Source organism: Marinobacter fuscus (assembly GCF_003007675.1).
GTDB classification, from domain to species: domain Bacteria; phylum Pseudomonadota; class Gammaproteobacteria; order Pseudomonadales; family Oleiphilaceae; genus Marinobacter; species Marinobacter fuscus.
Genome location: NZ_PXNP01000009.1, coordinates 1 through 15,305 on the forward strand (window position 1 = coordinate 1; position 15,305 = coordinate 15,305).

Here is a 15,305-nt window from a genome sequence, read left to right on the forward strand (position 1 = left end):
TGCCTTCGTAGCGGGCGTAAAACGCACTCAAATCCAGCTCCTCGACAACATCACTGACAAAATAGGCCAGGTGGCCATCAGGCAGCCACTCGTTCAGGCTTGGGGGAAGGAGCAATTCCTGGTCGGGCGAGTACGGGCGGAAAGTGGTTCCCATCAGACGTCCTGTTGCCGAAAAATTTTCGGTTTATTATGCCAGAAACGAGCTTCTGCCGCGCAGACTCCTAGGTCTTGATAGCCCTGTTTATGGAGTTCATGAATAGCAGCCAAAAGCCTAACGCATCTGCGGATCAAAGCATTCTCGATCATGGCATCCCATCTTTCACAACTAAACAAAGGGTGGCCTTAAGGGTTCGCCACCACGATCACTGAGGGCAAGCCGGCAAATCGTCTACTCCCCGTCAACTTTTTGCAGTCTCAAATAGCAACTGGGAGATGACTTCAAAGACGTAGGGGTAGATGTCAGGGCACTGCGAGGCCCTCGGACCTGCAACATTTAACACCCCTATCTCGTTCAGAAGGCAGAATTCACGGACTCTCCCTGCAGCAAGTACTGGATCCGCGAGAGAAATATCAATTAGCTTTACCGGTTTCCTCTCCTTCAAGGCTAAAGAAACAGTCAGCGCTGTACCGCCTTTAAGTTCGTCGCGATAAACGACGAGCGTGCCGTCGCCAGTCTGAACATTTTCCGAGTTCGCGCTCTATACCCCCCCGAGACTTCCGCAAGCGGGTACCGCTCTGGTATCTGCCCATCTTCTGCCAGGCGACCTTTCGGACAATAACCTGCGATCGGTTGATTCCGGTCTATAGCCGCATCAAGTGCCGCGCGGTCAGCACCAGTCTGACCACCACTAATGATTTTCGTTGGATACTGCTTCATATCAGACGTCGCCAATCTTCAATCCCTTGAACCGCCATAATATGCCACCAGCTTTAGCTGGACTGGGCCGATTTCCAACCTCTCCGTTCGCCCAGTCGAACCGGTCATTGATTCTGACGAATAGTCGAAACATAGGCTGCATTTCTGAATGCACCAGCATGTCCAGAAAGACATGAGTAACCCCGCCCAGATACGCCCCGATGACCCACTTGCGAGACCGAAAACCAATCGCCGCTAGAATGCTAGCCAAGATCAAAGATGCCAGCAGGCTGTGGGTGATTGGGCCGTGAAGCTCAGGCCGGCTCAGCCCGAAGCCATAATAAAGAATAGCATTGCCATCCATCCAGAGGTTAATCAGCGTGAATGAAACCAGGCTAACCTTGCCGGGTAAGAAGTGATTAACCGGAGCAAGAACCCCAAAGTGGAGGGGTGTTAGAGGCATAAACGACGACTCCTAGATGATCTCTTGAAGCGGCGAACCCACATTTTAGTCAACGGATGCTGCGATAGTTCTGGCGGCTACAATACCAAGACTTACCCTTCGATACTGTTCCAAGACGGAGCGAAGAGGACCTTCAACCCCTTGGAAAAGGCCTAGGATAAGTCGGTCACCAAGGTGGGTAATAGCATAAACGACTTTGTTAAGGTGAGACGCCACGTTGGAGCTGCATCTCCCCCTCGTAGTTTTTACTCACCAAACCTAATCGAAATTTAGGGACGAGAATGCTATTGTTTATTCAATTCAACAATCTAGGCCACCATGGATCCTGAAAGGGCGTCCGGTTTCCGGACACCGAAATCCTGACAATTCGGCACTGCCCGACCTGACGAAATCGGATCCAAATATCCATTTAGAATGCCTGGAGGGCACCGATCAAATGTCCTGTTTCCGGACATCGGTTACCTGACAGAGATGTGCCACACTTCGGTGCTAATTGGCTTAAAATGCTGATATATCGGGGTTTTGGAGGCTGGTGTTTTTTGCTTTAGGTATTTGATCTTTGAGACTTTTCACCGATTCAGACCGGTTGCTGCCTACCTTCGAAGGCGCACTCCGGAGGCAGAGGTCAGAGGTTCGAATCCTCTCTTCGCAGGCGCGGATTTCCCCAGAGGAAACCGACTATCTGCTGTCCATCGTCAACCAGTATTTCCGCTGGCAACTGTCCGCCACCGACGTGGTCTGGAGTTACTCCGGTGTCCGGCCATTGATGGACGACGAGGGCGGCACCGCCCAGTCCGCCTCTCGCGATTACTCATTCGAGGTTGATGATCAGGACGGACAGCCCCCTTTGATCTCGGTATTCGGGGGTAAGATCACCACCTACCGGAAACTGGCCGAAGCCGTCACCGATCAGGTCAGTCACTATTTCCCCGGTGCCAGCCGTTCCTGGACGCGAACGGCCGTTCTGCCGGGCGGCGACTTCGATACCCAGGAACAACTGGCCACCGAACTCGCGGCCGATTTCCCCTGGCTGGAAGATGCAGTGATCCATCGCTTTGTGCGAAGCTATGGCACCAGGAGCTACCTCATTCTGGAAGGCTGCCAGAACAGGGACGACCTCGGCCACTGGTTTACCGACACTCTGTCGCGTCGGGAGGTGGATTATCTGATGACCCACGAGTGGGCCATCACACCCGAGGATCTGCTCTGGCGGCGGACAAAACAGGGCCTGTATATCAACGATGAACAACAGCAGGCCCTCAGCCAATACATGCGGCAAGGTTAATGACAACAACAAAACTGAACCCCGAACTGACCTTCGTTGACGCCAAAACCACAGCGCCCATTGCCCCGGTGGGGCTGATGGCCAGAGAAAAGTTCAACGATTTGCTACACATCCCCGAGCCGGTGAGCCTGTTACTGGTTACTGCACCAGCGGGCTACGGCAAAACCACCAGTATTGCCGAACGGCTTGACGCCCTTGAGGCAAGAACGGCCTGGTACCGGCTGGAAGAAAGCGACAACGACCCAGGCCGCTTTGCTGCCTACCTGGCGCGAACGCTGAACCGATCCGTTGCCCCGGAGCTCTCTGTTCCTGGCCGGTTGCGGAATGCCGGCTACGATTCCCTTGAAAGCGTCCTGAGCGACCTGCTGGGCGAACTGCCTCAGGAAGAGGAGCCACTCTACCTGGTACTGGACGATTACCACCTGATCAGTAACCCGGATATCCATCAGGCAATGCGGTTCCTGCTTCGGCATTTGCCCCCGCATCTGACTCTGGTGATCATTTCCAGGACGATGCCGCCACTTGGCATCGCACAATTGCGAATGAAGGGCCAGATGACGGAGATCACCAGCAAACACCTGGCTCTGGACGCCGATGAAGCTCAGCGTTATCTGGAACAGCGTTTACCCTTTGAGGTGTCCCGTGAGCACATCGAACGGGCCGTACGACGGGTTGAAGGCTGGATCTCGGCACTGCAACTGCTTTCCGCGTCCTCCCATACCAGTGTTGAGTTCAGCGAGTTCGTTGATCAACTGGAACTGGGAAACCATCACATCTTCGAGTATTTCGATGAACTGGTTGGCCAGAGCCTGACCGAGCAACAGCGACGCTTCCTGCTCAGAACCTGCATTCTCGACCGTTTCAATGCCGCTATGGTGATGCGGGTGATGGACGACAACGATGGCCAGTCCCTGCTCAACAGCCTGCTGGCCATGGGCCTTTTTATCATGCCTGCGGATAACGGCGGGCTGTGGTTCCGCTATCATCAACTGTTTGCAGTGTATCTACGCCACCTGCTCTCCTGCACAACCCAGGAGAACCAGCGTTCACTGCACCAACGTGCAACCGATGCCTGGCTTGAGCTGAATCACGCCGAGGAAGCCGCCAGGCACGCCGTAGCGGCCGCAGACCCGGAGCGTATACGGCAAGTGCTGGACGAACATGGCCGGAAGTTCTTTACCGAAGGCCAGTTCAGCCTGCTACAGAAGTGCCTGGATGCCCTGCCCCAGTCGTTTATCTCTGAAAACCCGACCTTCACCCTGCTCCGCGCTTGGGTGGCCCAGGGTCAGTACAAATTTGATGAGGTCGAGGATTGGCTGTCCGCCGCTGAAAACCATCTGAAAGCCACCATGAGCGAAGAACAGCAGAAGGCCATCCATGGCGAATTCAGTGCCATCCGTGCCCAGGTTGCCATGAATTACGGCAATGGCAACCGGGCCCTGGCACTGGCCTCGGAGGCGGTGGAACAGGATGCACGCTATCTGCCCACCTCCCGGGTGGCCGCAGCTTCGGTGATGGGCGAAGCCCTGTTCGTTCAGGGCGAATTACAGGACGCCCTGGATCGCATGGAGGACACCGAACACATGGCCCGCAGCCAGTACGCCCACCAGAACGTGATCTGGGCGTTGTGCCAGCAAAGTGAGATCAGTGTTGCCATGGGCCTGCTGCAGAAGGCCTACAACATTCAGGAAAAGGCATTCCGGTATGCGGAAGAGAACCGGCTGAACCACCTGCCCATCCTGGAATTCCTGTTCCGCATTCGCAGTCAGATCATGTGGGAATGGCACCACCTGGAAAGCGCCGAACGCTGCGCCCTGCAGGGTATCGAGATTCTGGAAGCCCAGGGCGAGCGTTGGTTTGTCCAGAGTTACACCACCCTGGCCAAGATTGCCCAGGCCCGGGGCCGCCAAAGCCTTTGCGCCGACTACATTACCAAGATCCAGAAAATGCTGGCTGCCGGCGATTATCACCTTGACTGGGTCGCCAATGCCCACGCCACCATGCTCAGCTATTGGGACGCCGTGCGTGATCAGGATGCCATCCAGCGCTGGCTGACCATTGCCCCAGCCTTTGAGGCGGCCACGGCCACCAACCATTTCCATCAGTGTAATGGCCGCAATCGCGCCCGGGCGCTGATGAGCCTTGGCCAGCTGGCCCAGGCTGAACCCATCCTTCAGTCCCTGCGGGAAGTCGCCGAACGAACCGGGCTCAAAACCGACCTGAACCGCAACCACATTTCGATGGCGCTGCTGTACTGGCAACAGGAAGACCGTACACAGGCGTTGGAACACATGAAGCTGGCCCTTGAGTTGGCCAGCACCACCGGTGCTGTAGGCAGCTTCCTGCGCCTTGGCAAGGTTCTGATTGTTATGCTCAAGGCGCTGATCAACGATGGCCTGATTGAAGGCATGGAACTGCAGCGGGCCGAAAGGCTGATCCAACTGGCACAACAACAGCGGGATTTCAGCCGGGCGATCCGGATTTCCCTTGATGAGGCCATCATCCAGGACATTATCGACCGGCCGGATGTCCCGGAGCTCATCCGTACCTCACCTTTGACCCGGCGCGAGTGGCAGATTCTCAGCCTGATTCACGCCGGCCTATCCAACGACCAGATTGCCGAGCACCTGAAAGTGGCCTCCACCACCGTCAAAACCCACATTCGCAGCCTCTATCAGAAGCAGAACATCAGCCACCGTTCAGAAGCCATTGAATTGGCCCGGGATCTACTGAGCAAAATCCAGGGGGAGTAGCCCGCCACCTCGCTCCCCCTCCCTACGCCCCTCTCCTCCCCCCGCCTACGCCAACAAATATTCAGGCAGGAGGATGAAGGGGCGACGCCTCCGGCGCACCATTGATCGGGTGTTATCTGGTGGGACCCCATCTCCACCCCGATAAAAAGAATCCATCACCACCAGGGTGTAAGCGAGGCAAGATGATCAGAAATCCAGACTGGTGGCGTGGCGCCGTAATCTATCAGGTTTACCCACGCAGTTTTTACGACTCCAATGGCGACGGTATTGGCGATCTGCCGGGCGTAACCGCCAAACTCGACTACATCGCCAGCCTGAATGTAGACGCCATCTGGCTGTCTCCGTTCTTTACCTCTCCCATGAAGGATTTTGGCTACGATGTATCCGACTATCGAAATGTCGACCCCATCTTCGGCACCCTGTCCGATCTGGACAAGCTGATTGCGGAGGCCCACAAACGCGGCCTGAAAATCATGATCGACCAGGTCCTCAGCCACTCCTCAGACCAGCACCCATGGTTTGCGGAAAGCCGTCAGTCCCGCACCAACGCCCGGGCCGACTGGTATGTCTGGGCAGACCCCAAACCTGATGGATCCCCGCCCAACAACTGGCTGTCGGTATTTGGCGGCTCGGCCTGGGCCTGGGACAGCCGTCGCAAGCAGTATTACCTGCACAATTTCCTGACCAGCCAGCCAGACCTGAATTTCCATAACCCGGAAGTCCAGGAACAGGTGCTGTCGGACGTAAAATTCTGGCTTGACCGTGGTGTGGATGGTTTCCGCCTGGATGCCATCAACTTCTGTTTCCATGACCAGCAACTGCGGGACAACCCGCCCAGTAAGGCTGTCAAGGAAGGCTCCATTGGCGTGCGCAAAGAAAATCCCTACGCCTACCAACACCACAAGTTCGACAAGACCCGACCGGAAAACCTGCAGTTCCTGAAAAAGCTTCGGGCACTGCTGAACGAGTACCCGGAAACCACAACCGTAGGTGAGATCGGCGACGACGATTCCCTGCAGACCATGGCCGACTACACCAGCGGCGGTGACAAACTGAACATGGCCTATTCGTTCGACCTGCTGACCGAACAGCATGGCGCCGACTTCTTCCGCAAAACCGTTGATGGTATCGAAAAGAAACTCACCGACGGCTGGCCCTGCTGGGCAATCGGCAACCACGACGTTGCCCGGGTCGCAACCCGCTGGAAGGCAGAATCCGAGGAGCAGCTGAAAGCCTACATGGTCATGCTGCTGACCCTGCGTGGTAGCGTCTGCATCTATCAGGGCGAAGAACTGGGCCTGACCGAAGCGGAACTGCAATACGAAGACCTGGTCGACCCATACGGCATCACCTTCTGGCCGGAGTTCAAAGGCCGGGACGGATGTCGTACGCCGATGGTTTGGCACCACAAGGAAAGCCATGGTGGTTTTTCGGACGCCCGCCCCTGGCTGCCGGTTTATCATGAACACTACAGTGCCGCCGTTGCCCTGCAGCATGCCGAGGAGAATTCGGTGCTCACAGCCTACCGGGCCTTCCTCGGCTGGCGGCGCACGCAACCGGTGCTTCTGAAAGGTGACATCGAATTTCTCGACAGCCCGAAGGACACGCTGGTGTTCACACGAAGCCACGGTAAACAAACCCTGCTGATTGCCCTGAACCTGAGCAACCGGCCGGCCACCATATCCTTGTCGTCCGCGGCCGCACCGGTAGAAAGCACACCGGAGTTCATCGGCGGCCAGTGGCAAGGTAACGAACTTAAGCTGGAGCCCTGGGGCAGCGACATTGCCCGGCTCTGACTGGTGACTCTACCAACAAAAAGATTGACGTTATGGCCAGTGTAACTCTGAGAAACATCTGTAAAAGCTACGACGAAACCCAGGTTACCCGCAATGTAAACCTGGATATCCAGGACGGTGAATTTGTGGTTTTCGTCGGCCCCTCCGGCTGCGGCAAATCGACGTTGTTACGCATGATTGCGGGCCTGGAAGACATCACCTCGGGTGATATGTATATCGGAAACGACCGGGTCAACGACCTGCCACCCAAAGCCCGCGAAGTGGGCATGGTGTTCCAGTCCTACGCCCTGTACCCGCACATGAACGTGGCGGAGAACATGGCGTTTGGCCTCAAGCTCGCCAAAACCAGCAAGGCCGAGATAGACCGCCGGGTTCAGGATGCCGCCACTCTGCTCCAGCTCGACAAACTACTGGAGCGGAAACCCAAGGATCTGTCCGGCGGACAGCGACAGCGTGTAGCCATTGGCCGCACCATCGTGCGTGAGCCCGCCGTTTTCCTGTTCGACGAACCACTTTCCAACCTGGATGCCTCCCTGCGGGTACAGATGCGCATTGAAATCTCCCGCCTGCACAAACGCCTGGGCGCCACCATGATCTACGTAACCCATGATCAGGTGGAGGCCATGACCATGGCAGACAAGATTGTGGCGCTGGATAACGGCTGTATCGCCCAGGTAGGCAAGCCCATGGAGCTCTACCACTACCCTGCTACCCGCTTTGTGGCAGGTTTTATAGGCTCTCCGAAGATGAACTTCATCGACTGCCAGGTCGCCTCTGCCACCAGCCAGTCTGTTACCGTCACCCTTCCGGGTAATCACAAGCTGGAATTGCCCGTGAACGGTCACGGTCTGCTGGAGGGCGAGAACGTCACACTGGGTATTCGCCCCGAGCACCTGACTGAAAGCCAGGAAGCCGACATGTACCTGCAGGGCGAGGTGCACGTTGTTGAACGTCTGGGTTACCAGACCCTGGTCCATCTGGACGTGAACAACGTGGAGGGTGTGCTGACCATGCGCACCGATGGCGGCAATCCCGTTCAGGAAGGAGCTCCGATGACACTGGGACTGAATGCCAACAAGTGCCATCTGTTCCGGGAAGACGGCGCTGCCTGCCCCCGCCTCTACCAGGAGCCCTGTATTGATTTCTGAGGCCCTGCCCCGCTTCTGATCCGATCTGCAATACACTCTCTTTGGCCGGTATTCGTACCGGCCTTTTTTGTTTTCAGAAGGTCAGTACCCGGTAGTGCAAACAAAAAAGCCCGGTCAGCAGGGGGGGGATAAGCCTGACCGGGTCGCGAAATGGCATGCAGGAAGACGCAGTTGTCGCGGAAGGGCCGTTCGGGATCCAACCTTCTGGCCCGAGGGAACGGGCGGCGCCGGGATTGGGCACCGCCCCGGGTTTGACGTCAGCCTTTGACACCGCCAGCGGTAAGACCGCCAACAATCCACTTCTGGCAGTAAAGGAAAATCACGGTTATGGGCAGGCCGGACAACACTGCCGCAGCCGCAAAATCACCCCACAGGTAGTTCTGCTCATAGAGATATTGCTGGGCCCCCACGGCGAGGGTCAGCTTGTCGGTATCCACCAGCAGTACCGAGGCCATCGGGTATTCCATGATGGTCATGATAAACGCCAGGATGAACACCACCACCAGAATCGGCACCGAAAGCGGCAGCAGAATGTATCGGAACGCCTGCCAGGTGGTGGCACCGTCAACAATCGCCGCTTCTTCCAGAGAGCGGTCGATGGAATCGAAATAGCCCTTGATGGTCCAGATATGCAGGGCCATGCCACCCAGTGAGGCCACAATCACGGCCCCGTGGGTATTCAGCCCCAACCAGCTCACATGATTACCGATCTGATCGAACAGTGCGTAAAGCGCCACCAGAGACAGCACCGGCGGAAACATCTGGAAGATCAGCATAGACTTCAGCACAAAACCTTTACCGGCGAAGCGCATCCGGGCAAAAGCGTAGGCACTGGTGGTGGACAGGGCCAGAATGAGCACCGACGAAACCACCGCCACCTTGATGGAATTCCAGAGCCACAGCAGGACCGGGAACGGCGGCTGTGTGGTAACACCGGCTTCATCGGTGTAGGGAATCCCGAGCGCCAGATACCAGTGCTCCAGGGATGGATTCTCCGGCAGTAAGCTGCCGGAGGCAAAATTACCACTGCGGAAGGAAATGGAGATCACCATTAGCAGTGGGAACAGGATAATCGCAATGAACGCCAACATTCCCAGATGGGAGACCAGCACACGATACCTGGTGGAACGAGGTTGAACCATTGCCATGGAAAGCTCCTTACACCTTGATTTTGGACAGTTTCAGGTTGATCAGAGACAGCGCACCCACCACGATGAAGATCGCCGTGGCAATGGCCGCTGCCAGGCCAAAGTTCTGCCCGGAATCCTGGAATGCGATGCGGTAGGTATAGCTCACCAACAAATCGGTGGTACCTGCCGGTGTGCTGGCCCCAATGATGTCAGGGGCACCGCCGGTGAGCAGCGCAATCAGGACAAAATTGTTGAAGTTGAAGGCAAAGCTGGCAATCAACAGCGGCATCAATGGCTTGATGATCAGCGGCAGCGTGATGTTGAACAGATTGTTGATTGGCCCGGCACCATCCATTGCGGATGCTTCATACAGATCCCTGGGGATTGCCTGCAGCAGGCCCATGCACAACAGCATCATATAAGGGTAACCGAGCCAGGTATTCACAATCAGAATCATCGTTCTGGCCAGATCCGGATCACTGAACCAATCCGGGCGGACACCAAAAAGCCCTTCCAGTACCAGATTGATCTCACCGAAGTTCTGGTTGAACAGCCCCTTGAATACCAGGATCGAGATAAACGCCGGCACGGCATAAGGCAAAATCAGCATGGTGCGATAGAACCCTTTACCCCGTATCTGGTCCCATTGCAGCAGATTGGCCAACACCAGTCCCAAAGCCAGAGTAAACAGCACCGTGGCCAGGGCAAAAGACAGGGTCCAGACAAAGATCTGCAGGAACGGGCCACTGATGCTCGGGTCAGTGACCACTTTAACGTAGTTGTCCCAACCGATATTAACGGTCCAGCCCGGCACCAGCTTCTGACCCTCCGCATTCACATAGAAGCCCGTATCGTGATTGGGGAAGTAGGTTTCACCGGTCTGGTTGTTGGTAAGCGTGCCATTGTCATGGCGGGTAAACTGGGGGTGAATGGCCGCAAAGGAACGCAGGCTCGCCTGGCTCAGTTCACGGTTATCGTCGGTCACGAGTTTGAGTTCCGAGAGCGACTGCCGCAACTGGATGATGTCGCGGATCGCCAGCGGCTCTCCCTCAGGCATAGCGTCTGCGGGAAACACCGGGGCCCGGGTTTCTCCGTCAGCGAGGTCCACCGGCGGTGTCACCAGCGCCTGGTGCTCACCCTCCAGATAAAATACGTAGCCGCCCTCCCTCTCGAAGGCTTTGTAATCGTAACTAACGGCTTCCGACTGGTAGGTTCGGCTCAACAGGTTCTCGTTCACCTGTTCAAAGCTCAACAGATTACTGGCGCTGTAGTTAGTGAATCCGATACCGACGGTGTACATCAGCGGGAAAATCACAAATAACCCCATGCCAGCAATGGCAGGGAAAATATACCGGTGCGCATACAGACGTTTGCTGACAAATACAGCCACAGCCGAGGCCGTCAGCACCAGGAACAGCATGGCAAACACGAATTCGTGCTGCACATACAGGGCCAGAATCAGATAGAGCGCAGCGGCAACCAGAGCAGCCAGGGCGCCCCACTTCAGGAATACTCGAATCATGGAAGATCTGCTTTCGATTCCGGGAGAGGACAGGGTTTCCGTTATCATTGTAGTCAGCCCGATTGGCACCGTCGCCCGGCCGGCGACGGCAGGTTCTCAGTCACATCAGGTGTCGGGCGGGGCCTTCCCTGGCCCGTAACCCGAGCGCCGGTCTCAGCGGGTAATGCGCTGGGCGGCTGCGTTCAGGGCATCTTCAACCGGCTGGCGGCCAGAAGTCATGTTCTGGAGCGCGGGCCCCATGGATGACCAGAATGCCCCCATGGCCGGCACATTGGGCATGGGCTCGCCCAGCTGCGCATTCTCGAAGGTGGCCTTGATGTTGGGATCCGAAGAAAGCTCATCCATGAACGCCTTGTTGGCGACTGCGCCCAGGGCAACATCGTCGTTCACCATCTTCAGGCCCTTGACCGAGAGCGCGTAATTCTCCAGAAATTCTACCGCCAGATCCTTGTTCGGGCTCGCAGAGTTGAGCGTTGCTGCCATCACACCGACCATGGGCTTGCTCGGTTCGCCATTCACCGTTGGCAGTGTGGTCACACCGAAGTTGATACCACTCTTGCGAGCATTGGCCCAGGCCCAGGGGCCATTGATCATCATGGCGGTTTCGCCCTTGTTGAAGCTGGATTCCATGGCACTGTAATCCGCGCCACGAGGCATCACACCCTCTTCGATGAGCCGCACCAGCGCGTTGGCACCGGCCATGGCACCCTGGTTATTTACGCCGGTGTCACTGACGTTAACCGAACCATCGGCATTCTCGGCGAAAATATAGCCGCCATCGGCCGCCAGCATGGGCCAGGTGAAGTAGGTATTGTTGTAATCCCACAGAATCGCCCGTTTGCCGTCCTCCGCCAGGGTCTTGTGTACGGCGGGAATGTCTTCAAAGGCCGTTGGTGGCTCCGGCAACAGATCCTTGTTGTAGATCAGGCCTATCGATTCAACGGCCATCGGGTAGCCATACTTCTTGCCATCCACGGTGACGGCATCCCAGGTGAATTCGTAGTTGGCGTCGATCACCTTCTGGGACGGCTTGATCTCGGAAATGATGCCACTCTGGGCCCACTCGCCAAAACGATCGTGGGCCCAGATAAAGATATCCGGTCCATTGCCGGTAGCGGCAGACTGCTGGAATTTATCGGTGGCACTGTCCGGGTGAGCAACCTCAACCGGAATGCCGGTTTCCTCGGTAAACCAGTCACCGACTTGCTGCAGGCCGTCATAGCCCTTGTCGCCATTGATCCAGACAACCAGTTTGCCCCCCTCAATCTCGGCAAGAGCTGGCGCAGCCATGCCCAGGCTGGCGGCAACCACAGAAATGGCAAGGGTGCTGCGAATAAAGGTTCGACGATTCATCAGGTTATTCCTCTGTGTCTGATTACTTTTTTGTTCTTATCCGGCCTGCCACGAGGTTGCCTGGCCGGGTCTGACGCAAATCTTTCTTTTGCGAGTATCTGCACTGTGTTGCAAAACGGTGCTGCAGGCATCACCCCTTATATCATTCCCCGAGGCGTAGTATGGGGGAGTAGACCGGCGTAGAAAATTCCTTCTCCCGGTGCGGGCCGAAGTCTGGTTACATGGCAGCAACAACAACCAGAACCCGTCCGGAGTGTCGCGCCATGCAGCCATCCATTACAACTGCAGCCCTATCCACCGTTATTGCCGCACTTGTGCTGAGCGGTTGCACCAGTACCAGTACCAGTACCAGTACCAGTACCAGTACCAATAGCAGCACGATACCTGCAGGGCCACAGACTCGCCTGCAGGGGGATACCTTCTGCGAAGCGGCGACCACAGAACTGGTCATCCCCGTCGCCGGTACCTTTTCCGACGGCCAACGGGTTCGCGACTATTACACCGGCCGTACCGCCGTTGTCCGTGACGGCCAGGTCACCATGGCCCCCGGAGAACAGGCCGAAGGACTGGTACTGCTGGAGGCGGCCAACTCAGAAACCGGACAGTTTACCTGGGGTGGCGCGACGGTGTACTTCGCCGTCACTGACCGTTTTGCCAATGGCAACCCGGACAACGACAATAACTATGGCCGAAAACCGGACGGGAAAAACGAAATTGGCACCTTCCATGGCGGCGACTTTGCAGGCCTGGCACAACGGCTCGATTACCTGCAGGCACTGGGCGTAAATGCTCTTTGGATTACACCACCGTTTGAGCAGATCCATGGCTGGGTGGGCGGAGGTGACCGTGGTGATTTCCGGCATTACGGCTACCACGGCTATTACGCCCTGGATTTCACCGTGCCCGACGCCAACTTCGGTACCCGGGAAGAATTCCGGACTCTGGTGCAGCAAGCCCACCAGCGGGGCATTCGGGTGGTAATGGATGTGGTTATGAACCACCCCGGCTACAGCACACTTCAGGATATGCAAACCTTTGGCTTCGGCTCACTTTACGACGGATTCGAAAAGCACCTGCCCGAGCGTTGGGGAGACTGGAGGCCGGAATCCTGGGAGAACTTCCACGCCTACCACGCGTTCATTGACTATGACCACCCGGACTGGTCCGGCTGGTGGGGCAAGAACTGGGTGCGGGCCGGTATTGCCGACTACGAAACGCCGCCGAGGGCCTCCATTGATGAAGTGCGCGGGTCACTGGCTTTCCTGCCAGACTTCAAGACCGAATCTGACCAGGCCGTTGGCCTTCCCGAGTTCCTGAAAAACAAACCGGCCACCCGGGCCACAGAACTGGAAGACGCCACTGTGCGTGACTATCTGATCACCTGGTTAACGGATTGGGTCCGGGAATTTGGTATTGATGGCTTCCGCGTTGATACCGCAAAACATGTGGAGCCAGAAGCCTGGGCCGAACTCAAGGCAGCCGCCCAACAGGCCCTGGAGGATTATCGTCGAGCTAACCCGGGCGAGGCCCTGCCAGCGGAGGAGTTCTGGATGGTGGCCGAGGTGTTTCCACATTCCGTTCAGAAAAGCAGCTACTTTGATGCTGGCTTCGACGCTGTGATCAACTTCGACTTACAGGAAGAGGCTGCCGCCGGGGCCCGCTGCCTGCCGGCCATGGAATCGGTCTATGCCGATTACGCCAACCGCTTGAATGGCGACAATCCCTTCAATGTCCTGAGCTACATTTCCTCTCACGACACGACCCTGTTCAGCCGTATTGCCGATAGGGATCCACAGTTGCAGAAACGCGCCGCTGCGGCCCTGTTGCTGACGCCCGGCGCTGTTCAGCTGTATTACGGCGATGAATCCGGGCGCGAGTTCGGACCCACCGGTTCGGATGCGCACCAGGGCACCCGTTCGCCCATGAACTGGCAGGCCATCGATTCAGGCCAGGTAAACAGCATCCTGGAACACTGGCGCATCCTGGGACAATTCCGGGAGCGCCATCCGGCCATCGGTGCAGGCAGCCATCGCATGATCAGCAAGAGCCCCTATGTGTTTTCCCGACAATACGGCGATGACCGCGTTATCATTGCCTTTGGAGCCCACCAGCCATGAGTACAGAACACGGCACCTGGTTACCCGATACACCCCTGATACTTGGCACGATGCGCCTTCTCGACCACCCGGAACTGCTCCGCGCCCGGACTCTTGCGGGCTGGATCAGCCATCAGGTCGACCAGGGTCTTGACGTGTTTGACCACGCCGATATTTACGGCGATGGCGCTTGCGAGCGCCACTTCGGGAAAGCGCTGGCCACAGCGCCGGGCCTGAAACAGAAGGTACGTGTTGTCACCAAGGCGGGCATCGTACTGGGCCATCTCGACACCAGCCGCTGGCAGACCAAGCATTACCAGGCCGAGGCCGACTACTTGCGGCAGGCCATTGATGGAGCCCTGCAACGATTGCAGCTGGAACAGATTGATACCTTTCTGATTCATCGTCCGGACCCACTCATGGATGCCGGGGCGGTTGCGAGCATACTGGAGCAGGCCGTCGCGAACGGAAAGATCAGCCATATTGGCGTGTCCAATTATCTGCCGGATCAATGGCGATGGCTGCAACAGCACACCTCGCTACCACTGGTCTGTAACCAGTCCGAGCTGTCGCTGGCCCATGCCGATGCGCTCTTCAACGGCCAGCACGACGCCATGCTCTGCGACCGGCTGAGGTGGCTTGCCTGGTCACCGCTGGCCGGCGGACAACTGGCGAAAGCCGTGCCGGAGGAGCTGGTGAGCGAGGCGAGAGAGCAAACCGGCCTTTGCCTTAACGGCCTGGCCGTCGCCTGGATCCGTCAGTTACCGGGTAGCCCGATACCGGTGCTGGGCTCCCTGAAACCGGAAAGAATTGCGGCGGCTTCCGCCGGGGCATGTACATCGCTGCCCCGCCCCTTGTGGTATCGACTACTGGAAGCGGTACGGAGCGCGCCGGTGCCCTGAT

10 protein-coding genes and 2 pseudogenes are annotated in these 15,305 nt (G+C 57.2%); 6 read left to right on the plus strand and 6 right to left on the minus strand.

What is annotated here, in order from left to right:
* From C7H09_RS20090 to C7H09_RS01085, 3 genes and pseudogenes are all read right to left on the minus strand, one after another.
* Positions 1–154: pseudogene (locus C7H09_RS20090) on the minus strand (IS5/IS1182 family transposase); the annotation flags it as partial.
* Between the two features lie 244 nt (positions 155–398).
* A pseudogene (locus C7H09_RS20505) lies at positions 399–877 on the minus strand (putative molybdenum carrier protein).
* Position 878: 1 nt separating this feature from the next.
* Complete coding sequence (locus tag C7H09_RS01085) at positions 879–1,319, minus strand: metal-dependent hydrolase (RefSeq protein ID WP_106760819.1); 441 nt, start codon at positions 1,317–1,319, stop codon at positions 879–881.
* Between the two features lie 559 nt (positions 1,320–1,878).
* On the opposite strand from C7H09_RS01085, the gene C7H09_RS01090 reads away from it, so the two are divergent.
* From C7H09_RS01090 to malK, 4 genes are all read left to right on the plus strand, one after another.
* A complete protein-coding gene (locus C7H09_RS01090; protein ID WP_240616469.1) occupies positions 1,879–2,604 on the plus strand; it encodes a glycerol-3-phosphate dehydrogenase C-terminal domain-containing protein in 726 nt (241 codons plus the stop codon).
* The gene (malT, locus tag C7H09_RS01095) at positions 2,604–5,357 is read left to right on the plus strand and encodes an HTH-type transcriptional regulator MalT (protein ID WP_106760820.1); all 2,754 of its coding nucleotides are present in this window, start codon (positions 2,604–2,606) and stop codon (positions 5,355–5,357) included. Before C7H09_RS01090 ends, malT begins: the two co-directional genes overlap by 1 nt.
* Before the next feature lie 182 nt (positions 5,358–5,539).
* The gene (locus C7H09_RS01100; RefSeq protein WP_106760821.1) at positions 5,540–7,153 is read left to right on the plus strand and encodes an alpha-glucosidase family protein; all 1,614 of its coding nucleotides are present in this window, start codon (positions 5,540–5,542) and stop codon (positions 7,151–7,153) included.
* 32 nt (positions 7,154–7,185) lie between these two features.
* Positions 7,186–8,301 carry a maltose/maltodextrin ABC transporter ATP-binding protein MalK gene (gene malK / locus C7H09_RS01105; RefSeq protein WP_106760822.1) on the plus strand — a complete coding sequence of 372 codons (1,116 nt, stop codon included), beginning with the start codon at positions 7,186–7,188 and terminating at the stop codon, positions 8,299–8,301.
* 257 nt (positions 8,302–8,558) lie between these two features.
* Here the strand turns inward: malK and malG are convergent, their stop codons facing one another.
* The 3 genes from malG to malE form a co-directional block, all read right to left on the minus strand.
* Positions 8,559–9,449 carry a maltose ABC transporter permease MalG gene (gene malG / locus C7H09_RS01110; protein WP_106760823.1) on the minus strand — a complete coding sequence of 297 codons (891 nt, stop codon included), beginning with the start codon at positions 9,447–9,449 and terminating at the stop codon, positions 8,559–8,561.
* A 10-nt stretch (positions 9,450–9,459) separates the two neighbouring features.
* Positions 9,460–10,953 carry a maltose ABC transporter permease MalF gene (gene malF, locus C7H09_RS01115; RefSeq protein WP_106760824.1) on the minus strand — a complete coding sequence of 498 codons (1,494 nt, stop codon included), beginning with the start codon at positions 10,951–10,953 and terminating at the stop codon, positions 9,460–9,462.
* A 153-nt stretch (positions 10,954–11,106) separates the two neighbouring features.
* Positions 11,107–12,306 (minus strand): maltose/maltodextrin ABC transporter substrate-binding protein MalE, encoded by a 1,200-nt coding sequence (gene malE, locus C7H09_RS01120; RefSeq protein WP_106760825.1) that lies wholly within the window; start codon positions 12,304–12,306, stop codon positions 11,107–11,109.
* Positions 12,307–12,569: 263 nt separating this feature from the next.
* Between malE and C7H09_RS01125 the strand changes: the two genes are divergently transcribed.
* Positions 12,570–14,423, plus strand: a complete 1,854-nt coding sequence (locus C7H09_RS01125) for an alpha-amylase (RefSeq protein WP_206074246.1) — start codon at positions 12,570–12,572, stop codon at positions 14,421–14,423.
* A complete protein-coding gene (locus tag C7H09_RS01130) occupies positions 14,420–15,304 on the plus strand; it encodes an aldo/keto reductase (protein ID WP_106760827.1) in 885 nt (294 codons plus the stop codon). Before C7H09_RS01125 ends, C7H09_RS01130 begins: the two co-directional genes overlap by 4 nt.
* Position 15,305: the final 1 nt, after the last annotated feature.